We start from the raw sequence: 22651 nt of genomic DNA on the forward strand, positions 1-22651 counted from the left end.
GAACGGAACGGATGGAACAGGTCAGGCGTGGCGCATCGCCAGCACCGCGGGCGACCACGGCTGCATGTGCAGGCGCTGGCTGCCACCGATGCACAGCGGCTTCATCGCATCGCGCAGCGGGTAGGGCAGGTGGCGCAGCACATTGATGCGCTCGCTGATCGGCAGCAGCGACAGCGCGTCGGCCACTACGCGTGGCGAGCCGAGCGACAGCGAACGGGCAAACGTGATCGGGCCATGCTGCAGCAGCTGGCTGCGCAGCGCGGCAACATCGCGCTCGCCGATCAGGCGGCGCAGGGTGATGTAGAGGATCTTGTAGGACATGGGGGCGATCTCCAGGCAGGCGGCACCTGGCGATCCCCCGTCACTCAGGCAGGCAGGGACCGGCGGGCAGGCGCCAGGAACAGGCAACAAGCGGGCATCCGGGGCGCGGTGCGCCCGGCAGGGTCGGGGTCCATCTGCGTCTCCATGAGGGGAGGGGGCCAGCCAGGGTTGCCCTGGCCAATGGCGCTATTGTCCGCCCCTGAATGGGGCAGGCCTAGAGGCCCGTGGGTTAGCCCGGCTATACCTTGGTATAGCCGGGCGTGCGTCGCGCCAATCGATGGCGCATCACGGGATCAATGCGCGGTGCTGGTCTGCTTGCACACGTCGTACTCGCCGGGGCTCAGTTTCTTGTCGCGATCGGTATCGCAGGCGTGCAGGCGCTCGGCCCAGTCGGGTGCCACAGCATCCACTTCGGCCAGGGTGACGATGCCGTCCTTGTCCTTGTCCAGCGACTCGTAGGACGGAATCAGCTTCACTTCGGTCACGTCCTCGGCGGCAGTGGCCTTGCTGGCCTCCTGCGGCTTGGAGCAGGCCCCCAGCAGCAGGCCGGCGACAACGACGAGGGCGGCGGGAAGGTAGCGGAAACCGGTCATGGCGTGCTCCTGAAGAGGATTGGGTTCGCCACCGTGGCGCCCATGGCCGGATCATCGGCACCGGTCTGTAAGGGAGGTGCGAAGAATGCAGGTGATCCTGCGGGCGGGTGGGGCACCGTTCACGGGCCCCTGCCGCTGCGCCAACTGACGAAATTGTCAGGCAGGCGACAGCAGGGCGCCGGAACCCACCGGTAAGAGGGGCACCAGGCCCGCGCAGGCCCCGCGCCGGGTGCGTTGTCACGGATTGGCATCAAACACCACCGTCATGTTGCCCTGCCAATGCGAGCCGGGCGACTTCAACATCTCCGTCACCGCTTCGCGGCCAACCGTGAAGCGCAGCGTCGAACGCCGTTGAATCAGGTAGCCATCCGGCGTGAAGCGCGGCGCCCGCGATTCATCCGGCAGCAATGCCGTATCCTGCGCCGGGCGGCCATCACGCAGGTTCCTCATGCCAGGGATCGTGACATCCACGTCTACAGGGACGACTGCACCATCACGGCTATTGCGGATTCCACAGCGGTCGCCCAGCTCATGCTCACAGCGAAGCTTCATGCTGAGGTCCATCGATGCGGTCAGATGGAAGGGCAGCTCGTCGCGCAATCTCCCTGGTGAAGTGCCATGATCGATCCATTGAGCCCAACCCTGTGGCGGCACCAGCTGCACTTGAGGATTCTCTACTGGAAACAGCACGTGGAACTGATGCGCAACGGTGAATCGAAGTTTCAATGTAATGGGCTCAGTCGTCACATCATCGCCGAAGTCGATATCGCTACCCTCGCCCCCCGTACTGTATGTTGTCTCCCCTTCGTAGATGCCATCGTTCAGGGCAAGTGGCGAAGGCGTGGTGATAAGCAACCCGAGCCCGAACCAAGTCATTGAATAGGTGGCGGGCATCGGCGAAGCACCATCTCCCTGCGAATTGCAGGGTATCGGTGCCTGAGGGTTGGTCACAGTCCAACCAAACCGTACATATGCCGAATTACCTGCTGTGTGCACATATCGGCACCCACCTCTAACAGCTGCAGTGAATACTGGGTTGGCTACAGTCCCTGGAGTCAGGTGACCACTTACCGTCGCAATGGTCAGGAGTGCCTCGGCCTCGGCCCCTGTGGTCGTATTGCGCAGCACTACGGTTCTTGCGCCGGGCAATCCGACGTAGAACCTCTTCCTCACATCATCGTCGCGAACGTAGACTTTGCTCCAGCGCAGTGGCACATCGATGGAGTACGATCCATCTGCCGAGCAGAACGCAGGCCGCCAGGAGCAGTACACCCCGGGTGGGGACGTGTTTCGGAAGACCATCCTCCCTGGCTCCAGCGCGGAAGGTGAAAACTCCGCCGTTACCAGTACTTCAGCAGCACCTGCATCGGTGCTTGCACCGAATCCAAACCCGGCAAGCACGGCAGCAAGTGCAGAGGCTCGCCATTGTTCCAATCCCATGTCACCTTCCTCCTGTCTTCGCAAGTGGTGACGGGCAACCGATTCCCCCCACCATCAGCACGTCCCCCTCGCGCGGATAGCGGCCCTCCTCCATCCTCAGTACGCAGCTGATCTGGTTGGGGTACCGCAGCTCCAGCACCGGCGCACGTGCACTCAGCTCCAGCGTGAAGAACCCCTCCTCCTGACTGACGCTGCGGCCAGCGTGATTGATCACCTGAACACCGCGCACGCCATTGCCGTCGGCATCGAGCACCTGGCCCATCACGGTGAAGGTGCGCAGCACATCAACGGTGGCGTGCATCACGCCCCCTTTGTTGAGGTGGTAGCTGACGGCGGACGGCTGCAGGGTGGCAGCCGGTGCGTGCCGGCCCTGGAAATCGAACTGCACGTGCCCTGCCCGATAGGCCGTTACGGGTACGAAGTTGCGTCCCGGCTTCAGCTGTACGCCGCCGCCCTGGCTGTCGTCTGCGCGCAGCGCTACTCCAGGGTAGTCACTGCGCACCTCGACGATGATGCCGGTATCCACGCTGCCGCTGCGGCCTTGGCCGATGACCGCAGCATGGCCGCCACCCACCACCAGCGTACTGTCCAGATTGGCAGTGCCACTGACGTGCCTCGAAGCCGTGCTGCGGTACAGCTGCACGTCACCCTCCAACAGTGAACCCTGCAGGTAGGCACCCACGCCGCCGCCGACGCCGCTTCGCTCGGCACTGATCATGCCATTCACACTCTGCAGCAGCTTGCCATCGACGCGTTGCGTCGCTGCCGCGCTGACATAGGTATCGCGCTGCCCGGCCTCGCCAGTACGACTGCCCAGGCTGCCGCTGTAGCTGCGGCGCTCGCTGCCCAGCGACACGCTGACGGTCAGGTCGATGCCGCGTTGCCTTCGGTAATGGGTGAAACGGCTGCCGGGGCGGTCGTAGGCGGAAACACGCCAGTTCACATCATGCTTGCCGAACAGGGTCTCGCGACGACCGTAAGACACATCAATGCCAGTGCCCTTGGTAAAGCCCGTGCTGCGCGCCAACCGCAGGCTGGCGTTGTCGCGGTGGCTGAAACGATGGGTAATCGAGACGGCAGTGGTGTCCTGCCAGCCGCCGCGGGTTTCCCAGCGCGGCGCCGAACCGTTGCCTGGCAGCACGCGGTGACGTTGCTCGGTCCAGCTGCGGGCGTGGTTGGCCACCACCGAACCTGCGCGATACCGGTACAGGCCCTGCAGGTCAATGCCGCGCCCGGCATCACTGGATGTATAGATAATGGTGTAGGTGCTGAAGCTGTCACTGGCCTGCCAGTCCATCGACAGGCCTGCCGCGTGGCGCGTACCGATCTGCTGCACCGTGGCACCGGCCACGGCACGTGGGTGCAGCAGGTAATTGACCACCGCGCCGGCCGCGACCTTGCCCCCCTGGCTTGGGCTGCCACTGTCGAGCAGGCCACGCTGCTGGCCGGCAAACACGCTGTAGCGCCAACGCCGGGAGGGGTCCCTCCAGCGGCTGGGTTTGTGGATTGATGCGGTTTCGCGCGAGGCTTCGCGGCCGTCTTCGATGACGCGCAGTTCCACATCGTAGATGCCACCCGGCAGCCGCCGCGTGTCGATCTCCTGGATGCCGGGCGTGACCGCCTGCGTGGACAGCAGGTTGCCGTCACGCAGGATCTCCACCACGCCCTCGCGGCTGGCAGTGACATAGACCGGGTACACACTGGGGCTGCGGGTGTCAGCCAGCAGCACGTCCGACGAGCCGAGCATGAAGCCCAGCGCGGTATCGTTCTGCGTGCCGGGTGCACGCGGCTGGCGGATGATGCCCTCGAAGGTGGGCAGGAAGTAGCCGGCACGCACGAAGTGATCGCCCAGTTCGCGCTGTGCATATAGCGCGCTGAGATAGTGCTCGCGACTGCCCGGCTGGGCGTAGTACTGGTAGCTGCCGACCGTGCTCCAACGGCCGACACTGCCGCGCAGTTCGGCACTGTAGCGTGCCGTGGCCTGCTGATCCTGGCCGCCATGCATGGCCAGGCTGTTGCGCACGATCAGGCCATGGCTGCCCGCATCGGGCAACGCGACGTGGCGCTCTTCCTTGTGCGCTCCGCTTGGGGTCCGCAGGCTGAGCAATGAGCTTGACAGGCTGTAGTGCAGCGCGGCCAGGCCGCGGCACTGCTTGCTGCACACTCCCAGCGCCATCGGCTCGGCCAGTGCCTCGGCCCAGCGCGTGCGTTCGGTCTGCGGCCAGGGGCTGTCGTGGCTTTCACCGAAGCCGACCAGTTGCACGCGATTGTCTTCGCGCAGCAGCACCTCGGCATCACCCAGGTAGCGTCCGTCCAGCTCCACGCGCACGGTGAGCGGATTGCCGAACAGGTGCGCGCGGAACTCGGCGGGCATACGCTCGCGCTGCTCCAGCAGGCTGGGCAGGTCATCCAGGGTGAGACCGGCTGCCTGGCTGGATGCAGCAAAGACAGCGGCACCGATAGCGGCGGCCAACTGCGCCAGCGGCAGGCGGGTAGGAGATCGTAAGGAGCGCATGGAGGCGATTCCGGCCTGCCTGCGGCGCGCGTGGCGCCACAGGCAGAACGCGGCTTACGGAATGTCGCTTTCGAAGATCATGTGGAACTGGCCGCCGTAGCTGCCCTGCTTATAACCATCGGCCGGCACGGTCGGAGAGATGGCAAACGCCAGCGACTTGCCCGCTGCGGCCTGTGCGGCGTTGGCCACTTCGATCTTCGCCGCCGAGGTGGCCGGCACAACGACGTTGTCGATCTTCACGTCGAGATTCACCACATGCGCCGCCGATGCCATCTGCGCCGGCGCCGTCAGATAGGCACTGACCGCAGCCGGCGACTTGACATTGATGACGCGGCCCGTCAGTTCGCTCAGGGTCTGGCGGGCCGTATCCCACGGCAGGTTCTGCGGCAGGCCTTCCCAGCCGTCCGGGGTGGACACCTGCAGGCCGGCGCTGTTCGGCACGTCGGCGGTGACATTGATGGTGATCGACTTGGTCTCGGTGGCGGCCAGGGCAACGGCCGGGGTGATCAGCAGGGCGGTGGCCGCTGCCAGTAAGGTGGTCTTCAGGGACATGGATGCACTCCAGGTTCAAGGGTGGAAATCAAGGTGCCAGGCAAGGGCAAAGCAATCCCGGCGGGCGCCCGGCAGGCCCGTTCGGGATAGATCCATGGATAGGGCCGTTGCCTAGCGGCGCGAGTCGATGCTGCGTTGGCTGTCGCCCTCGCGAAGCTCGAAACGCAGGAACTGGTGCTCGGCGGCCTGCAGCGCATAGCTGTTGCCGGGACGCACATGGGCGATGATTCCCGGCGTGCAGGTATCAGGACGGTCGCGCTCGCACTGGCGCAGGTTGTCCAGCACCACGGTGGCGTTGCCGCGATTGCGCACCTGCTGTTGCTCAATGAGCGTGTCGTAGTGCGGGTTCTCCGGCGCGACGAAGAAGATCGTGCCGTAACCGGTGAATACGCGGATGGCAGAGGTGAGCTCCACTGCCTCCCGGGCCTGGTCTTCGCTGAGCGAGAATTCCTCGGCTGTCGGCGCCACCGGGATGAAGCGCAGCCGGTAGTAGCGCTCCTGGTCACGCGCACCGCGATACACCAGGCGTGTGGCCTGCTGCCCATTGCCTGCGATGATCAGGCGGCTGGGACTGGCGATGACGCCTTGCGTGTCCGGTGCATTACGGACCAGCGCGGCGGTATCCACTGGTGTTTCGCTGGCCTTGCCCTCCGCATCGAAGTGCATCTGGGTAACTTCAACCCGTACGTAGGCCGTGGCGTCACCGGTGTTGCGGATGCGCTTGAGCAGATTGCTGCGCGTGGGTTGCAGGTAGTCGAACAGTACGCCGACGTTGATCTGCGGGGTGGATGCGTGCGCGCTACCACACAGGATGACCGACAGAATCAAGGACAGAAGACGATGCATGGCGAGCCCGGAGGGGGATGGCAAGCGGGAATTCTCACGGCTTCATCACAACCCCGAAATACAAGAAGTTGCAAAAGTCGGACTTGTCCTACAGGTTTGAAGCGATTCCTATGCGTCAGCCGCAGGATGTATCCGCTGGCGATTCAATGCCGGTCAGCCCACTGGTCGGCGAACGCGGCCATGGCACGCACCCGCGCATCAGCCATCACCTTCATGTTTCGAACCGGTCTGATGGAAGCATGCCGCAGTCGCGACGACGATGCGGGCTACCTCATCAACCATCAGACGAATGTCCACATCTCCGCATCGCACCTTGTTGGCCATTTCCGTGGCCAGCGCGCTCTTCGCAGCAGGTCCGGCCATCGCGGGCCAGCTGATCGCCGATGGCACCGTGGAAACGCCAACCGCCACGGCATACGAAACGACCCTGGACAATGAGCACGCCTTCCATGCGCGCAATCGTGGTCAGATCATCGCAACAGGGGAGCTCGAACTATCGACGTCGGGCGATGGCGCGGCAGGCGTGTTCCTGGAGGGAATGAGTCACGTCTCGATGCTTGGGGCGGAAGGCAAGCGCATGTCCGTGCGCACCACGGGTCTCAACGCTGCAGGCATCCATATCAATGACGGCACGCTTACCGAGGCCAGCTACCTGGACATCCAGACCGAGGGAGATGGTTCTGCTGGGATGGAAGTAGAGCATGGCCAGATGCTGATACGGGACAGCACCATCAAAACCCTGGGTGAGGCCGCGCACGGAATCCTCAAACAGGGGGTTGGATCGGGTACGGTGGAACGCGTCCTGATCACCACCGGGGGGGATCACGCGATTGGCATGAAGGTGGTCTCCAGCCTGGTCAACGTCAATGACGGTACCCGCATCGAAACTGCTGGCGAGCAGGCGCACGGGCTGGTGATCGAAGGGGTAGGGAAGGTCAATCTGTGGAACAGCCAGGTCATTGCCAACGGTTTGGACGCCTGGGGGGCTGTGGTCGACGACGCGGGAAGCCTCGCGCTTGACGGCGCCCTCATTGAAAGCTCGTTGGCTGGGCGCGGGGGAGTGCGTGTACGTGGTGGCGCTGATTCCCGCCTTGCATTGGCCAGAGGTTCTCGCATTGCCGGGTTGAACAACATCGCCGTCTCGCTCGATGCTGCCGTGTCCGGGCGATTTGCTCTTGATCTGGCAGGTTCCTATCTGGAAGGCGACATTGTGCATACCCGTGAGGACCTTGAGGCCGGGCGGGTTTCGACAGCGAAAGTTCACGTATCGCTCACCGGCAATTCGGTGTGGACCGGCGCCTCCACGCTGCTTGAAAGTGTGTCGCTGACGGACAGCTGGTGGGTGATGGGCCGCGGGTCAGCAGTGGGCGAACTGCAGGTAAGGGACGGTCTTGTTGCTCTCATGACCCCTGCGCATGCGGAGAACACGGTACTCAGCGTGACCAGCGATCTGCACGCCAGCAACGCTGTCTTCCATTTTTCAGGCGCGCTCGACGGCGACGACTCACGGATCGGTCGTATTCACGTGCAGGGTGATGCGTTTGGCGATGGCAGGGTCTCGGTGGACAATATCGGCGGGTTGGGTGCGGAGACCATCACCGGCATCCCGTTGTTCCAGATCGATGGAGCATCCCTTGCGGATTTCACGTTGAATGGGCGTGTGGTTGCCGGCCTGTATGAGTACTTCCTGCACAAAGGCGGCGTGCCGGGCGGAGAAGGCAACTGGTACCTTCGTTCGGAGATTCCTGCGCCTCCTGTGGACCCGTGTGAGTCTGATCCCACGGTACCGGGGTGCCCGGTCGATCCGATGGATCCGGGCGAACCGACAGCCCCGGGGAATCCTGGCGGCCCCGGGATTCCAGGCGCGCCCGGCGACCCGCAGGACCCCAATGACCCGACCGGGCCCTGGACACCGGGTGACCCGATTGGCCGCCCAGGGCCGCTGCTGCGATCGGAAGCGGGCGCGTATCTTGCCAACCAGCAGGCCGCGCTGAACATGTTCGTTCACCGCCTGGCCGAGCGCCGTGGCGGCATGCGGGCCGAGGACGACCGCACGGTCTGGGCACGGCTTGACAGCCAGCAGGCCGACTTTGATGCATTGGGGGGTCAGTTGTTGGTGGACGGTGGATCGTCGGTGCTGCAGGTCGGCAGCGACCTGCTGCGCGCTGGCAATGCGATCTACGGCGTGATGCTCGGCGTTGGTAATGCCAACAGCACCGTTGTATCGGAGCGGACCGGATACAGCGCGAAGGGACAGGTACGTGGCAGTGCGATCGGCGTGTACGGCACGTGGCAGCAGGACGCGGGAGGGGATCAGGGCTTCTACGCAGATGGCAGCCTGCAGCATGGGCGGTTCAAGAACCGCGTGCAGGGTATGGGGCTGCATCGCGAGTCCTATGATTCGCGGGCGATCATCGGTGCCTTGGAGGGCGGCTACATTGCTCCGGTCTGGCGAGGGGCATCGGCGACGCTGTTCGTACAGCCGCAGGTGCAGCTCATCTACAGCCGGTTCCACGCAGGGCAGCATGTGGAACGAAACGGGACGACGGTGGGCAATGCCAAGGCGGGGGGGGTGGCTGGGCGCATCGGTGCGCGCGTGTTCGGTCACTCGATGGCACTGGGCAACCGCGTGCAGCCCTATCTGGGCGTGAACTGGTTGCGCGGCCCAGCGACCAATGCGCTGGATTTCAACGGTCAGACCCTTGCGGTCGGCATGCCGCGCGATCGCGTTGAAGTGCAGGGCGGCGCCGAACTGGAGCTGGGGGAACGCGTAGGTGCCTGGGGTGGAGTAAGCCTGCAGCGCGCCGACCAGAACTATCGGAACATCATTGGGCAGGTCGGCATCAGGGTGGCCTGGTAAGGAATGGCGGAGCAGGGCGGCGGAGAGGCCGCCCTGTCCACTAGCGACGGTATGCCGGCCAGCGGCCGGCACTACCTCATGTTTCAGAACCCTTCCGCAAACGCATCCGTGGCCCGCACCAGCGCGTCCACTGTCGCCGGCTCATTCGCACTGTGGCCGGAGGTCACCATCTCCAGCCTGGCTTCCGGCCAGGCCTTGGCCAGGTCCCAGGCGCTGCGCGGCGGGCAGATGATGTCGTAGCGGCCCTGCACGATCACGCCGGGCAGGTGGCGGATGCGGTCGATGTCGCGCAGCAGCTGGTCTGGCTCCAGGAAGATACCGTTGCGGAAGTAGTGCGCTTCGATGCGGGCCTTGGCGAGCGTGTCCAGCGGGTCATCCGTGGAAACAGCATCCACATCGTGCTGCAGGGTCGCCGCATTGTCTTCCCAGCCCAGCCAGGCCTGCGCAGCTTCGATGCGGGTCGCCTCATCCGGGCCGTCCATGCGCGCCCAGTAGGCTGCGATCATGTCGCCACGCTCGGCCTCCGGGATGTAGGCCTCATAGCGGTCCCAGCGCTCTGGGAAAATCCAGCGCGCACCGCCGTTGGCCTCGGCGAACCAGCGGTTCTCGACCTCACGACCGAGGAAAACGCCGCGCACGATCAGGCCGGTGGCGCGTTCGGGATGTGCCTGCGCGTAGGCCAGCGACAGGGTTGAGCCCCAGGAGCCGCCATAGACCAGCCAGCGCTCGATACCCAGGTGCTCGCGCACCTTCTCGATGTCGGCCACCAGGTCCTGCGTGGTGTTGTCGCGCAGTTCGCCGAACGGCGTGGAGCGGCCGCTGCCGCGCTGGTCGATCAACACGATGCGGTAACGCGCCGGGTCGAAGAAGCGGCGATGGGTGGGCGAGATACCGGCGCCGGGGCCGCCATGCAGGTACACCACCGGGATGCCCTCGGGCGTGCCGCACTCTTCGATGTGCAGCGTGTGCAGATCGCTCACCTTCAGGGTGAACTCGCGGTAGGGCTCGATGGCGGGGTAAAGGGTACGCATGGGGGCGCTCACAAACAGGGGCGGCCAGCATAGCGCCGCAGCCCGATGCCTGCAGTGGCACATGCTTTCGCGGTGCTGGAAATGGGCTGGCCGATGCGCATAAGCTGCCGCGATGCAATCGACCACGACAGGGATGTCCACGCCCGATCCCAGCCTCAGCAGTGGCGCACGCGAGCTGCTGAAGTGGATCGCGCTGCTGACCATGACCGGCGACCACGTGGCAAAAGTGGTCTACGGCGGCTACCTGCCGGTCGTAAGCGAACTGGGCCGCATCGCGTTCCCGCTGTTCGCGCTGGTGATGGCCTGCAACCTCGCCCAGCCGGGCGCGGACCTGCGCAAGTCGATCCGTCGCCTGGTCGCATGGGGCGTGATCGCGCAGCCGTTGCATGCACTGGCCTTCGGTTCCTGGCTGCCGCTCAACATCCTGCTCACCTTCGCCTTGGCGGCAGCGGCGGTGCATGCGCTGGCGAACAATCGGCCGCTGCTGTTGCTGCTGGCGGCGGGCATGGCGCCGATGCTGGTGGACTACCAATGGGCGGGCGTCGGCTTCGTGCTGCTCGGGTGGCTGGCGTTCCGCCATGGTGCGTGGTGGCTGCTGCTGATCGGGTTTGCTGCAGTGTGCTGGGCCAACCACAATGGTTGGGCGCTGCTGACCATTCCCGTGGTGCTGGCGGTGGCGCGCGTGCGTTGGCGGCTGCCGAGGTGGCGCTGGACGTTCTATGGCTATTACATCGGGCACCTGGCGCTACTGGCGTTGTACGTACAGCTGCGCGGTCAAGGGTGATGGCCGCAGCAGGGCCGCGCTATCGTCGCTGTCCGATGGAAGCGGCGCTCATCGCCCGGGAGGATGGTTGGGTGGCGGAACGTACCGCCACTCCACTCAGTCAACCGACCGGAGCAACCCATGAGCATCGAATCGATCCTGTACTCGGCCCAGGCTACGGCTGTCGGCGGCCGTGAAGGCCGCGCCACTTCGTCCGACAAGACCCTGGACATCGCCCTGTCCACCCCGGCCGAACTCGGTGGCACCGGCGGCACCGGCACCAACCCGGAGCAGCTGTTTGCCGCTGGCTATTCGGCCTGCTTCCTCGGCGCCCTGAAGTATGTCGCCGGGCAGGACAACATCGCCATCGCAGACGATGCCGCGGTCACCGGCCGCGTCGGTATCGGTGCGGTCAGCACCGGCTTCGCCATCGATGTGGCACTGACCATCTCGCTGCCGGGCGTGCCCACCGCGCAGGCCGAGGAGCTGGTGCGCAAGGCGCATGTCGTCTGCCCGTATTCGCATGCCACCCGCAACAACATCAACGTGGCACTGGTCATCGCATGATGCCATCGGCCGCAGCCGGCGGCTGCCTGCTGCGGCCTCTGCGTTCTGCCTAGCGGTCCAAGTCATGCCAGTCATGCGGTGCCGCCGCCAGGAACGCGTGGGCGGCGGCATACAGCGCAGTTGCGCCCTCGGCCAGCGACTCGGCACTGAACTCACCCAGCACGGACAGGGTGCCGGCCTCGCTGCCATCGCGCCGGTGACCCAGTACCAGCACCGGTACGTTTGCCAAACGGGCCAGGCGCAGCGGTGCAGGTTCTCTGGTCACGCCGGTTTCCCGCCACGGGCAGGGGTCCAGCAGGGCCACCACCGTCGCTCCGCGGCGCAGCTGCCGCCAGGCCTCGCCCCGCTGCTGCGCACGGCCGATCTCCAGGCGATGCCCTTGGCGCTTCAGCGCCAGTAGTGTGCGCAGTTCGGGCGAATCGTCGCGGTGATGGGTGTTGACGAAGTAGTGCGCGGGCGCGCCCGGACGATCGAGCACGGCGGCCAGCGCCAGCTCGACATCGCCAGTGGGCAGCAGGCAGACAACACGGCGCCGCCCAGCCGCCGCCGCCCACAGCGCACCCGGGTCCTGCCAGGCCATGCCACGCAGTACGTGTTGCAGGGCGCTGAAGGGCAGGGACTGCAGGCGTTGGAAATGGGCCTGACGCAACCACCGCCCGGCCAGGAAACGGGCGCTCAGTTCCGCCGCAGCCGAGGGCGCGTGGCCCAACCGCTGCAGGGTGTCGAAGGCGCGGCCATGGCGTTCTGCCTGCAGTAGTGGCCCGAGTGCGGAGGCCGCACCCTCGGTTAGAGAGACCCGCGCAGGTGCCGGCAGCAGTGGCAGCAGGACCGCGCCGAGCCGCAGGCTTGCACGGTGGCAGGCTTGCCGGGCCATCAGACGGAGTGCCCACAGGCGCTCGCGGCCTCTTGATGCTGTCATCGTGATGTCCTCGTCAACGGGGAGCGCCCAGCCTCGCCAGCCTTGAGCAGCCCGGAAACCGGACAAGTTCGAAATGTGGACAGAACTGTCTATACGGGCAAATGCGTCACGCATGGCCATCTTTTTGGACTTTGTCCTACATCGACGGCGGCGACCGCCACGCATGCTGGCGCTCCCATGTTCTTCACGCCGAGCGCTCGACGCCGCCCGATGCCATGCCGTCCGCCGCCCCTTCCATTGCCGATTCGCTGCGCCGCCTGCACTCCGCTGCCGGGCCGGCGCCTGCTGGTGCGGGCGAGCTGCAGGCGCTGCGGCGGTATCCGCGACGGCTGATGCTGGCGTGTGGGGCGGTGCTGAGCCTGCTCTCGCTGAGCGTGCTGATCACCCTCATCGTGGTCCAGGTCAACGGCTACGAGGCGCGTCGCATTGCCGAATTCCGCCGTGCGCACACGGCGCTGCAGTTCCAGCTGGCACGCCAGGACGCCGCCTACGCGCGGTTGGCCAACATGGCCGAGTACGCCTGGGATCGCGACGTCCAGCTGGGTGACGCCAGCGCCGAAGCCATGCGCAACGCCTACCTGCAGGGCGGCCAGCGGCTGGTGGTGGCCGCCGATGCAAGCAGCCGGCCGCAGATGGCGCTGGGCCTGGAGACAGCGCAGTGGCGCCCGCAGGAGCTGCAGCGTTATCTGCAGCTGACCACGGCGGTGTCGCTCATCCAGCGCCTGAGCGGAACCGCAGACGATGCCGAGCCCGCCGGTGCATCCTATTTCTTCGATCCCAGCGGGCAGTACCTGTCGCTGGACAAGGGTTTGACCGAGCGCAGCCTGATCACCGCGCTCGCGGCGAATTCACGTAGCGATGTATTCGAACACCTGCGTGCGCCGGCGCAGCTGCTGGCACCGGCCTCCGGCCACGACCAGGTGCCGCTGCTGGAAAGCGTGGAGCGCAGCGACAGCCCGCGGCGGACGTTCGGTCGCCACCCGATCACCGGCGAGCCCTCGCTGGTGTCGGTGTTCCAGGCCAGTGCGGGGGCGACGCCCATCGCCACCTTCGTGGCCTACGAGCCGATGGCACGCCTGCAGGCACTGCTGCGCCATAACAGCAAAGGCCACATCGCATTGCTGGACCGCGACGGCCTGCGCGTGCTGGCCTCGGACGGCGCCGATGCCACGGCCATGCGTACGTCCGCCGACACCGATTGGGTGCTGCTGGGCGACGCCACGCGTGCGCGCTTCCACAACGGCCGATTCACCCTGGCCCTGGCCGTGGCCGGTACGCCCTGGACGCTGGTGGAGACCTACTGCTGGCGGGATATCCTGCGCGGCATCGCACCGATGCTGCTCAGCGGCATTGCCTGTGTGCTGGTGGCACTGGCACTGCTCTGGTTCCTGTTGCTGTGGCTGCATCGGCGCATGTACACGCCGGCGTTCCGGCAGGTGAAAGCCATCTATGCCCGTGACCGCCGTCTGCGCCTGCTGCTCGATCACGTGCCCGTTGGCGTGGCACTGCTGGAAGCCAGCACCGGCCACGTACAGGACTGGAATGGTTCCTTGCAGCGCATGGATCGTGCTGCCGGTGCGCGACTGATGCCACAGCTGCGCGAGGCGATGATGCAGGCCGATACCCGCCATGGTGCGGTGAAGGTGGAGGGCGACATCGCACTGGCAGGCGATCCAAAGCAGCGCCTGTTCCATCGTACGCATATGCATTCAGGTGGTGATGCCTGGCCGGGCGGTGTGCTGCTGATGGTGGAGGACATCAGCCACGATATGCGTGAGCTCGTGGCGGAGCAGAAGCGGACTGCGGAAGCAGAAGCCTGCAGCCGCGCAAAATCCAACTTCGTGGCGGCGATGAGCCACGAAATCCGCACGCCGCTGCACGGCATCATTGGCCACCTGGAGCTGCTCTCGCGCAGCCCGTTGCAGGCCGAGCCTGCCGAGCGTGTGCTGCGCCTGCGCCAGTCTGCCGATTCATTGATGGACATCATCACCGATGTTCTGGATCTGTCGCGCATCGAGTCCGGGCAGTGGACGCTCACCCCCGAACGGTTCGCCCCTTCGGCGCTGCTGGAGCGTGTTGCCGTGCTGTACGCCCCGGTAGCACAGGCGAAGGGCCTTCAACTGGATTGCGTGGTGGATGCCGATGTGCCGGCCGCAGCCGTGGCGCCGATGGCGGCCATCGAGCGGGTGCTGCGCAACCTGGCCAGCAATGCGCTGAAGTTCACCGCCTCGGGCCGGGTGCAGCTGCGGGTGTCCTGCCAGCGCGGTGATGAGGGCTGCTACCTGCGCCTTGAAGCCACTGATTCCGGCATTGGCCTGAGCGCTGTCGAGTGCCAGCGGTTGTTCCAGCCGTTTGTGCAGGCCGCGCCCAGCATCGTTGCGCGCTTCGGCGGCTCCGGCCTGGGTCTGGCGCTGTGCCAGCAGCTGTGCGAACGCATGGGGGGGCGCATATGGGTGGAAAGCACCGCCGGCGTTGGCAGCCGTTTCGTCTTCGAGGTGCCGCTGTTGACCTCGATCGCCATCCCGGTGCCGCTGCCACTGGCCGGGCAGCGGATCAATCTGCTGGCTGCGCCTGGCCCGTGGCACGGGGAGCTGGAACGGCGGCTGCAGAAGTGGGGGGCACAGGTGCAGCTGGTACGTGGCCCGGCGGTGGAGGGCGCGTGCGGGGGCGCGTGGGTCCTGTTCGAGGCGCCTGGCGAAGACGTCCGCTGGGTACGGCAGAGTGGCCAGCCGTGGGTCCAGGTCTCCCGCGAGGGGCCGCTGCGCCCACAGCCAGAACAGGGTGGCTGGACGGTGTCCTGCTATGCCAGCGAGGCCTTGTCCCAGGCAGTGCTGCAGGCGCTGGCTTCGGCTGGGCCAGATATGCCAGCTATTGACGCAATCGGATAAATTGCATGGGTACCCACCTCAGGATCACGGTCATGGCAGGCACCGAAGCAGTGCAGGGAACGGACGGCAGGGCCGTCGCCGCGCGCCTGGACGACCTGCGCCGGCTGCGTCGCCGCCTGCTGCTGGGAGGCGGTGCGCTGATCACGGTGCTGGTGCTGCTGACGGCCATTGTCAGCTCCATTGCCGATGTGGAAGAGTTCCACGCCCGCGAGCGCCAGTCCTTCCTTGAAGCACGTGCCGCGCTGGACTATTTCCTCTACCAGCGTGACCGGGCCTATGCCACCTCGGTCAATGGCAACGACGTGCTGTGGCGTGACCAGCGGCCGGCCCTGCAGGCGGTCGGTGCGCCGCTGGCCGAGCGCTTCCATGCCCAGGGCGAGGAGGTGGTGGTCCGCGCTGAAGGGCGCACTGCCGTGCCATGGCTGGTGCTGGGTGCCCGCGACAATCCCTTGCCGCCCGGGGAGCTGAAGGCCTACCTCGGCATGATCGACATCTACTCGGCCTATACCGCCGATTCGATTACCTCGCAGGACGTGCCCGGCCCGGTGGCGATGTTCGCCTATGAGCCACAGGGGCGACTGCTGGCGGTGTCCAACGTCCGCGACGAGGCTCAGCTGCTGCAGACCCTGGGCGTGGCCACCCGCCAGCAGGCCTTTGCCCGCCTGCTGCGTGATGAGCCGGAGGTGCGCAAAGTGCCGCCGCGTCCTGGCCCCATCCGTGCCGCGTCTCGTGAGGGCAGGCTGCTGTCGCGCTTTGCAACCAACCCGCTCAATGGGCAGTCGTCGCTGGTGGGTGTGGTCACGATGGCCGAGGGCACCACGCCGTACTTCCGGCGCGTCGTCTTCGAGTCGGTCGACAACATCAAGTCCCGGCTGGAAGCGCGTGAAGAGGGGCGCTATCTGGTGCTGTCGTCCAAGCACGAGGTGGTGCTCAGCAGCGGCGGGCTGAGCAGCCAGGAGCAGGGCCTGCTGCTGCAGGCCTTGCCGGCTCGCATGGGCACCAAGCCTTCGCGGCAGTACGCGCAGGGTCGCTTCATCATCAGTTGCAGCCTGCCGGGCGTGGACTGGACGCTCAGCCATGTCTACGACTGGTCCGATATCTGGGCGGCGCAGGGGCCCTACCTGCTGGCACGCAGCCTCAGCGCGCTGCTGATCATCGGCCTGCTGTGGTGGCTGCTGCTGCGCATCGACCGCCGTGTATTCAAGCCGGCATTGGCCGATGCCTCGCGGGTCTACGAGAGCGAAGCGCTGAGCCGGGCCATCATCGGCACCGCACCGATTGGGCTGGCACTGCTGGCGCGCGACAGTGGCATGCCGCTGTTGCAGAACGAGACCGCACGAACCCTGGTCGGCGAGGGCGCCGAGGAAGGCAGCGATGCGATCGCACCGCTGTACGTGAGGCTGGCCGAGCTGGGGCGCAGCAGCCATGGCGACGAAGCGCTGGAGCTGCAGTGGTCGCCCGACGACGAGGGTTGCGACACGCAGCTGCAGATCAGCATGGCACTGGCCACGTATCACGACCAAGCGGTCTGGGTCTGTGCCCTGCGCGATGTGACCGCCCAGGTGGAGCTGGAAGACACGCTGCGCCGTGCCCGCGAGGATGCCGAGGCCGCACGCCAGGCCGCAGAGGCTGCAACGCGTGCCAAGTCCGCGTTCGTCGCGACGATGAGCCATGAGATTCGCACGCCGCTCAATGGTGTGCTGGGCCACCTCGAGCTGCTGGCCCGTTCGCCGCTGCAGCCCGGCCAGCGCGAGCGGCTGGATCGCATCCGATTCTCTGCCGATGCGTTGATGCGGATCATCAGTGATGTGCTGGATTTTTCCAAGATCGAAGCCGGGCAGCTGGATGTGGAGCCCGCTCCCTTTGCGCTGCGCCCTCTTATCGAAAGCGTGGCACTGCTCTACGCTCCCGATGCGCTGCGCAAAGGCGTGCGCCTGTTCTTCGCCGTGGAGGCGCCGCTGGGCCAGGACTGCATTGGCGATGCACATCGCATCCGCCAGATCCTCAACAACCTGGTCAGCAACGCGGTCAAGTTCACCGAATCGGGTCGCATCATCCTGCGTGCCGAAGTGCAGGATGTGGATGGCATGGGCACCCAGCTACGCATGCAGGTGATCGATTCCGGCATCGGCATGAGCCTGCAGCAGGCAGGACAGCTGTTCCAGCCGTTCCAGCAGGCCGATGCCAGCGTCTCGCGCCGGTACGGCGGCAGTGGCCTGGGCCTGGCCTTGTGCCAACAACTGGCGCAGGCGATGGGTGGCCAGGTGGCGGTGGAGAGTACCGAAGGCGTGGGCAGCAGTTTCACCCTGCTGCTGCCGGTACGCCTGCAGCCTGCAGCGCTGCCTGCAGCGCAGCCCTTGGCGGGCCAGCGCATCACTGTGCTGTCATCCACGCCTGAGTGGCGAAATGAGGTTGGGCGCCTGATGGCGGAATGGGGCGCGCAAGCCCTGCTGTTGGATGCACCGCAAGCCGATGCCAGCGGCGAGGTGCTGCTGATCGCAGGCGATCACCGCCCATGGGGCCATGACGAGGAGCGGCAGTTGGCGGCTGCCCATCAGCGCACCGTATTCGCGCATGCACAAGGCCCGTTGACGCCGGAATTGCGCGGTGATCGTACCGAAGTGACCTGCTACGCGAGTGAAGCGTTGCTGGCGGCCATTGGCGCGGCGCAGCAAGGTCCAGCGCCCAGCGCTCAAGCCGAGCGGGCCGCCGCGCAATCACGTGGGCGCGTATTGCTGGTGGAAGACAATGCGGTGAACCGTGAGTTGATCCAGCAGCAGCTGGAAGAACTGGGTTTCGCGGTGGAGGCTGCAGAAGACGGTGCCGCCGCATTGGCGTTATGGCGCAATGACACCTATCTGGCAGTGCTGACCGACATCAACATGCCGGTGATGGATGGCTACGCCCTGGCGCGTGAGCTGCGCCAGCGCGGGCAGTCGCTGCCGATCCTGGCGATCACCGCCACCGCACTGGCCAGCGAGCGTGAGCGCTGCCTCGCGGCGGGCATCGATGATCTGCTGCTGAAGCCCTTGAATCTCGAACGCCTTGAGGCTGGATTGAACAGAACCAGTCGGCGCCCGGCCGCTGGGGCCATCGCAACCGCCAGCGTAAGCCGGCCATCCGCCGCCATCCGCCGCCTGTTCGTGGAGACCGGCGACAAGGATCTACAGGCGATGGCCGAAGCACGTGCCGGGAACGACATGCAGCGGCTGCTGGATCGCGTGCACGCGTTCAAGGGCGTGCTGCAGATGCTGGGCGAGCACGCGTTGGGCGAGCGTTGCGGCGAGGTGGAGCAGGTGTTGCGCGAAGGGATGGACGTTCCGGCATCGCAGCTCGATGCCCTGCACGCGGCGCTGCAGGCATGCCTGGATGACTACCGGCGCGAACTGGAGCAGGAATCGTGACGAATGCACCACGCGCCCGATCAGCGCTGCGGATCGGGCACCTTGAGGCCAAGATCGGCCGCGAACGAGAACAGCTCCGCATCGCGCTCGATGCCCAGCTTGCGCATCGCGTTGACCTTCTGCGTGCTGACGGTCTGCTTCTTGCGGTCCAGGCGTGCGGCGATCTCGGTGATGCTCAGGCCTTCCAGGAACAACCGGACCACTTCCACTTCCTTCGGCGAAAGCGCGGTCACCCGGCGCTGCTCCTTGCGGCGCAGCAGTTCCGCCACCGCCGGCGAGTGATAGCGGCGATGCGCATAGACCGCCATCACCGCTGCCTGCACCTGCGAAAGATCATCCGACTTGCTGACAATGCCGGCGGCGCCGCTGGCATCGAGCTTGTGGATCAGGCCGGGCTGGTCCAGGCCGGTCATCACCACGATGCGCAGGGAAGGGTAGTGCAGTGCGAGATAACCCAGCAGCTCCAGCCCATCGCCAAACGCACCGCCGGGCATCGCGTAGTCGGTCACCAGGACATCGCAGGGTTCGCGCTCAAGCAGGGCGACCAGTTCGGTGGAGTCGGCCGCTGCGCCGATGCACTGGATGGCAGGCGCCTCATCAAGCGCACTCCGCACGCCCAGGCGGATCACCGGGTGATCGTCGGCAAGGGCAACGCGAATGGCCAACGAGTTCATCAAGGCGAGTATCCGATGGAAGCGGGAAGGAACCCAGTGCCGGCAGCCGGCAGGGACAACACAGTAAAGAACCGCAAGGACATCATGTCATGAATATCCGCATTGTCATCGCCGATGACCATCCCGTCATCCTCGCCGGAGTGCGTGAGTCCCTGGCCCAGGAGCCGGGGATGGAAATTGTGGCCACAGCTGGAAATTCTACGGCATTGGTCGAGGCATTGAGCAAGCATTCGGTGGATGTGGTCGTAACCGACTTCTCGATGCCAGGGGGCGAGTATGGCGACGGCGTTGCCATGATTGGATTTCTTCGCCGGCGCTTCCCGAAATTGCCACTGGTGGTGCTCACCAGTATTTCGGGGGTGCAGGTGCTGGCCAGCATCGGGCGAGCGGGGGTGAACTGCATTGTCGGCAAGCTCGACCCCGCGGCCGACCTTGCCTTGGCGATCCAGTCGGCGAGATACCAGCGTGGTTTCCTGTCTGCCAGCATCGTGCAACAGCTTGAGCAGCTGTACGACGTTTCCCTGACCAAGCGTGAAGTGGAAGTGCTGCGCATGATTGCGCATGGAATGACCCAGAAAGAGATTGCTGAGCAGCTCAAGCGCAGCCGGCAGACGGTCAGCACGCAGAAGCACTCGGCCATGCGCAAGCTGGGGCTCAAGCGCACCAGCGAGATCTTCGACTATGCCCTGGATCAGGGCCTGGTTTCGGCCTCGCAGGTGGCGCGCGGCCAGCCCGAGGGCAGCGACGATGGATGACGCCGCCGCAACCGGACATTGTCCGATGGAAACTCAGGATCAGGGCGATAGGGTGGAGGCATCGATTGCCGACACGCGCGGAGCCGCCATGCCCCCTCTACTTGACGCACGCATTGCATCGCTGATGTGGAGTTTTGCCCAGCTGACGCCGCATGGACAGAAGCGCTACATGGAACTTCTCAACGAGTACCTGTATGCATCTCCCAGCCAGCGCAAGCAGATGCGCAGCGATTGGATTGCGGCCTATGGCCGGAGCTGCGCATGTGGCGATGAACTGGAGCCGCACTGGCAGCAGGAACGACGCAAGGCCTGACGGCGAAAACTAGAACGAGTCAGACAGCATCAGGGAAGGAATCCGGTCACCTTGGCTGGGTCGGCTACAGCACAGAGTCCTCGTCCTCTCTGGCGGCCGGCATTCCCTTCAATGGAGCTGTCACGATGAACAACCTGCGTCACCTTTCCCTGGTGGCTGCCTTGCTGGCCGGCCTGTCTCCGCTGGCCGCAACTGCCGCCGAAGTTCACCTCTCGCCGAACAGCAATGGTGGAAGTGGTGCCATGCCGTCTGGCTACGGCACGTTGTACTTCAATCTGAAAGAAGGCGATTGGGCCGAAGAGATCACGTTGCCAGCGAATCCGCGGTCGGGCGACGAGGTTCTGTTGACCTCCGAATCGAATCGCATGGCGCGCCTGGATACATCAGGCACCAGCTTCAAGGATCTGGTGTACCTGCCGGTTGGCCGGGGAACTTCGCTGTGGCTGTTCTGGGATCCGAGCGTGAACAGCTGGCTTGTGCTGGGTGGGCATTCGGCTCAATTCGTGCAGCCGCAGTGGGGCATGCCGGAGCTGAGCATTCTGCCATCCGGGGCTCCGGTAACGCAGGTGCACGACAGCGGCTGGAAGTTCACCGCCATCAATCTGCCCGATGCTGCTCCGCAGGGTGCACAGTTGGCGGTCACCAGCCGGCAGAGCAATGACATTCTGGTCCGCAGCGGTTCCTCGGTCATGGTCTGTGCTGCGGCGCAGGCCTGTGCCTATGTGTTCGACTTCCCCACGGGCCAGTGGCATCCGCGCAGTGGCGTTGTTGAGATCAGCGCATCGCAGGTCGACCTGCCAGCACCAACAAACCGCTGGACCACGGTCATGGTGGGCAGCCCTGCCGACGATCTGCAGACCCCGGGCATGTTGCGCCTGCCGGCCTCCGGCGTGGATGGCGATGTCTATCAGGTGAAGAATCCTTCGGGGGATCACTTTGCCTACATCCTTGCCGACAACACCGATCTGGGCGAGGTGGTGCCGGTCAGTAGTGGCGTGAACACGTTCTACTTCGATGCGGGCCGCCGCATCTGGATGCATCAGCCCAGGTAAAAAGCCTTGCCTGGCGTGCGGCCAGAAATCCTGGCCGCACGTATCCCCAGTGAATCAGAGCTTGTTAGTGAAGATCTGGTGAAAATTAGGACGAGTCAGACAGCTTGAACGGCGGATCTCCATCAGCCTGATGGGGCCGGGGCGCACGCGCGCGAGTGCGGGTGCGCTCCGGGTAATTCCATTCAAGAGAGAGCAGATCTGATGACGAAGTCGCATCGCAATACCCTGCTGGCCGCCCTGCTGGCGTGCCTGGCCCCGGCTGCTGCATCGGCCACCGAGGCCTACCTGACCCCGAGCAAGAACGGCGGGAGCGGCGTCATGCCGTCGGGCTACAGCAAGCTGTACTTCGAGCTGGCTTCCAGCGATTGGGTCAACCAGATGCAGCTGCCGGCGAACCCGCAGGGTGCCGACTTTGTCGTGCTCAGCTCGCTGGCCCACGGCAGCAGTCGCCTGGACGCAGCCAAGACGGCCTTCGCCGATCTGGTCTACCTGCCGATCGATACCTATGCCAATGTCGAGCTGCGCTGGAGCAAGAACTACAAGCGTTGGGATATCTGGGACGGCCTGAGCGCCCGCCGCGTGATCGCGCGTGGTGACATTGCTGTGCCGCAGTCGGAGCATGCCGTCACCCAGGTCTATGTCGGCAGCCAGCTCGGCCCGGTGTCGATGCTGTTGCCGGCCGCTGCACCGAAGGGGGCCGTGCTGGCCGTGGCCAATGACAGTGCCCATGCCGTTGCAATCAGCGGCAATGAGATCGCAGGTGGTCGGGCTTTCGCGTGCCCGGCCACCCAGGCCTGCGCCTTCGTGTTCAACAGCGGCGACGGCAAGTGGCATGCCCGCCATGGTCGCGACCACATCAAGCCGACCGAGTACCAGTTGCCGAAGCCTTCGCAGCGCTGGACCGACCTGGTTACCGGCAGCCCCGCTGAGGATGTGACTACTCCGGTGACCATGCGCATGCCGGCCGATGCCATTGACGGTGACATCTACCAGCTGACCGATCCGTCGAACTCGAATTTCTTCAAGGTTGAAGGTGCTGGCGCCAAGGCGCTGGGCGCCACGCCGGTGACGCTGCGCTATGACGCCACGCAGCGCAGCTGGGTGCGCCAGTACGAGAAGTAATTCGCGTGGATCCCGCGTCCGGGCGAGCCGAGGTCA

The 22651-nt window shown here is 65.5% G+C and carries 18 protein-coding genes; 9 read left to right on the forward strand and 9 right to left on the reverse strand.

Annotated features, from left to right (window positions below; genetic code table 11):
* Nucleotides 1-21 precede the first annotated feature (21 nt).
* The 6 genes from ACMZ91_RS00365 to ACMZ91_RS00390 all read right to left on the reverse strand — a co-directional run bounded on the left by ACMZ91_RS00365 (nt 22) and on the right by ACMZ91_RS00390 (nt 6267).
* Entirely contained in the window at nt 22-321 is a 300-nt protein-coding gene (locus tag ACMZ91_RS00365; protein ID WP_049462635.1) for a hypothetical protein, read from the reverse strand.
* 293 nt (nt 322-614) lie between these two features.
* Nucleotides 615-914, reverse strand: coding sequence for an EF-hand domain-containing protein (locus tag ACMZ91_RS00370; protein ID WP_049462634.1), 300 nt, complete (start codon nt 912-914; stop codon nt 615-617).
* Between the two features lie 237 nt (nt 915-1151).
* A complete protein-coding gene (locus tag ACMZ91_RS00375) occupies nt 1152-1808 on the reverse strand; it encodes a hypothetical protein (RefSeq protein ID WP_134950874.1) in 657 nt (218 codons plus the stop codon).
* 547 nt (nt 1809-2355) lie between these two features.
* Nucleotides 2356-4869, reverse strand: a complete 2514-nt coding sequence (locus tag ACMZ91_RS00380) for a TcfC E-set like domain-containing protein (RefSeq protein WP_414576746.1) — start codon at nt 4867-4869, stop codon at nt 2356-2358.
* Nucleotides 4870-4923: 54 nt separating this feature from the next.
* Entirely contained in the window at nt 4924-5421 is a 498-nt protein-coding gene (locus ACMZ91_RS00385; protein WP_049462631.1) for a CS1 type fimbrial major subunit, read from the reverse strand.
* A 111-nt stretch (nt 5422-5532) separates the two neighbouring features.
* Complete coding sequence (locus ACMZ91_RS00390) at nt 5533-6267, reverse strand: CS1 fimbrial subunit B flags: Precursor (protein WP_049462630.1); 735 nt, start codon at nt 6265-6267, stop codon at nt 5533-5535.
* Between the two features lie 313 nt (nt 6268-6580).
* On the opposite strand from ACMZ91_RS00390, the gene ACMZ91_RS00395 reads away from it, so the two are divergent.
* Complete coding sequence (locus ACMZ91_RS00395; protein ID WP_223224628.1) at nt 6581-9127, forward strand: autotransporter family protein; 2547 nt, start codon at nt 6581-6583, stop codon at nt 9125-9127.
* Between the two features lie 83 nt (nt 9128-9210).
* Here ACMZ91_RS00395 and pip read toward each other — a convergent pair whose 3' ends face one another.
* Nucleotides 9211-10158, reverse strand: coding sequence for a prolyl aminopeptidase (pip, locus tag ACMZ91_RS00400; RefSeq protein WP_049460972.1), 948 nt, complete (start codon nt 10156-10158; stop codon nt 9211-9213).
* 112 nt (nt 10159-10270) lie between these two features.
* On the opposite strand from pip, the gene ACMZ91_RS00405 reads away from it, so the two are divergent.
* Nucleotides 10271-10942: a TraX family protein gene (locus ACMZ91_RS00405; RefSeq protein WP_134950872.1), complete on the forward strand. Its 672-nt coding sequence runs from the start codon at nt 10271-10273 to the stop codon at nt 10940-10942.
* 120 nt (nt 10943-11062) lie between these two features.
* Nucleotides 11063-11488 carry an organic hydroperoxide resistance protein gene (locus ACMZ91_RS00410; RefSeq protein WP_032129483.1) on the forward strand — a complete coding sequence of 142 codons (426 nt, stop codon included), beginning with the start codon at nt 11063-11065 and terminating at the stop codon, nt 11486-11488.
* A gap of 49 nt (nt 11489-11537) precedes the next feature.
* On the opposite strand, the gene ACMZ91_RS00415 is transcribed toward ACMZ91_RS00410, so the two are convergent.
* Nucleotides 11538-12407 carry a hypothetical protein gene (locus tag ACMZ91_RS00415; protein ID WP_049460977.1) on the reverse strand — a complete coding sequence of 290 codons (870 nt, stop codon included), beginning with the start codon at nt 12405-12407 and terminating at the stop codon, nt 11538-11540.
* A gap of 215 nt (nt 12408-12622) precedes the next feature.
* Here ACMZ91_RS00415 and ACMZ91_RS00420 point away from each other — a divergent pair, with 215 nt between their 5' ends.
* Complete coding sequence (locus ACMZ91_RS00420; protein WP_414576742.1) at nt 12623-15295, forward strand: ATP-binding protein; 2673 nt, start codon at nt 12623-12625, stop codon at nt 15293-15295.
* A 32-nt stretch (nt 15296-15327) separates the two neighbouring features.
* Nucleotides 15328-18699 (forward strand): hybrid sensor histidine kinase/response regulator, encoded by a 3372-nt coding sequence (locus ACMZ91_RS00425; RefSeq protein ID WP_414576740.1) that lies wholly within the window; start codon nt 15328-15330, stop codon nt 18697-18699.
* Nucleotides 18700-18719: 20 nt separating this feature from the next.
* Here the strand turns inward: ACMZ91_RS00425 and ACMZ91_RS00430 are convergent, their stop codons facing one another.
* Nucleotides 18720-19373, reverse strand: a complete 654-nt coding sequence (locus tag ACMZ91_RS00430) for a response regulator (RefSeq protein WP_049460981.1) — start codon at nt 19371-19373, stop codon at nt 18720-18722.
* A gap of 89 nt (nt 19374-19462) precedes the next feature.
* Here ACMZ91_RS00430 and ACMZ91_RS00435 point away from each other — a divergent pair, with 89 nt between their 5' ends.
* The 4 genes from ACMZ91_RS00435 (at nt 19463) to ACMZ91_RS00450 (ending at nt 22615) form a co-directional block, all read left to right on the forward strand.
* Nucleotides 19463-20128: a response regulator gene (locus ACMZ91_RS00435; RefSeq protein WP_049460983.1), complete on the forward strand. Its 666-nt coding sequence runs from the start codon at nt 19463-19465 to the stop codon at nt 20126-20128.
* Nucleotides 20121-20441, forward strand: coding sequence for a hypothetical protein (locus ACMZ91_RS00440; protein WP_149908512.1), 321 nt, complete (start codon nt 20121-20123; stop codon nt 20439-20441). The genes ACMZ91_RS00435 and ACMZ91_RS00440 overlap by 8 nt, the downstream gene beginning before the upstream one ends.
* Nucleotides 20442-20566: 125 nt before the next feature.
* Nucleotides 20567-21493, forward strand: coding sequence for a hypothetical protein (locus ACMZ91_RS00445; protein WP_414576738.1), 927 nt, complete (start codon nt 20567-20569; stop codon nt 21491-21493).
* 201 nt (nt 21494-21694) lie between these two features.
* Nucleotides 21695-22615 carry a hypothetical protein gene (locus ACMZ91_RS00450; RefSeq protein ID WP_049460990.1) on the forward strand — a complete coding sequence of 307 codons (921 nt, stop codon included), beginning with the start codon at nt 21695-21697 and terminating at the stop codon, nt 22613-22615.
* The last annotated feature ends 36 nt before the right edge of the window (nt 22616-22651 follow it).

Source organism: Stenotrophomonas sp. FR024 (genome assembly GCF_047500745.2).
In the GTDB taxonomy this organism is placed as follows: domain Bacteria; phylum Pseudomonadota; class Gammaproteobacteria; order Xanthomonadales; family Xanthomonadaceae; genus Stenotrophomonas; species Stenotrophomonas maltophilia_A.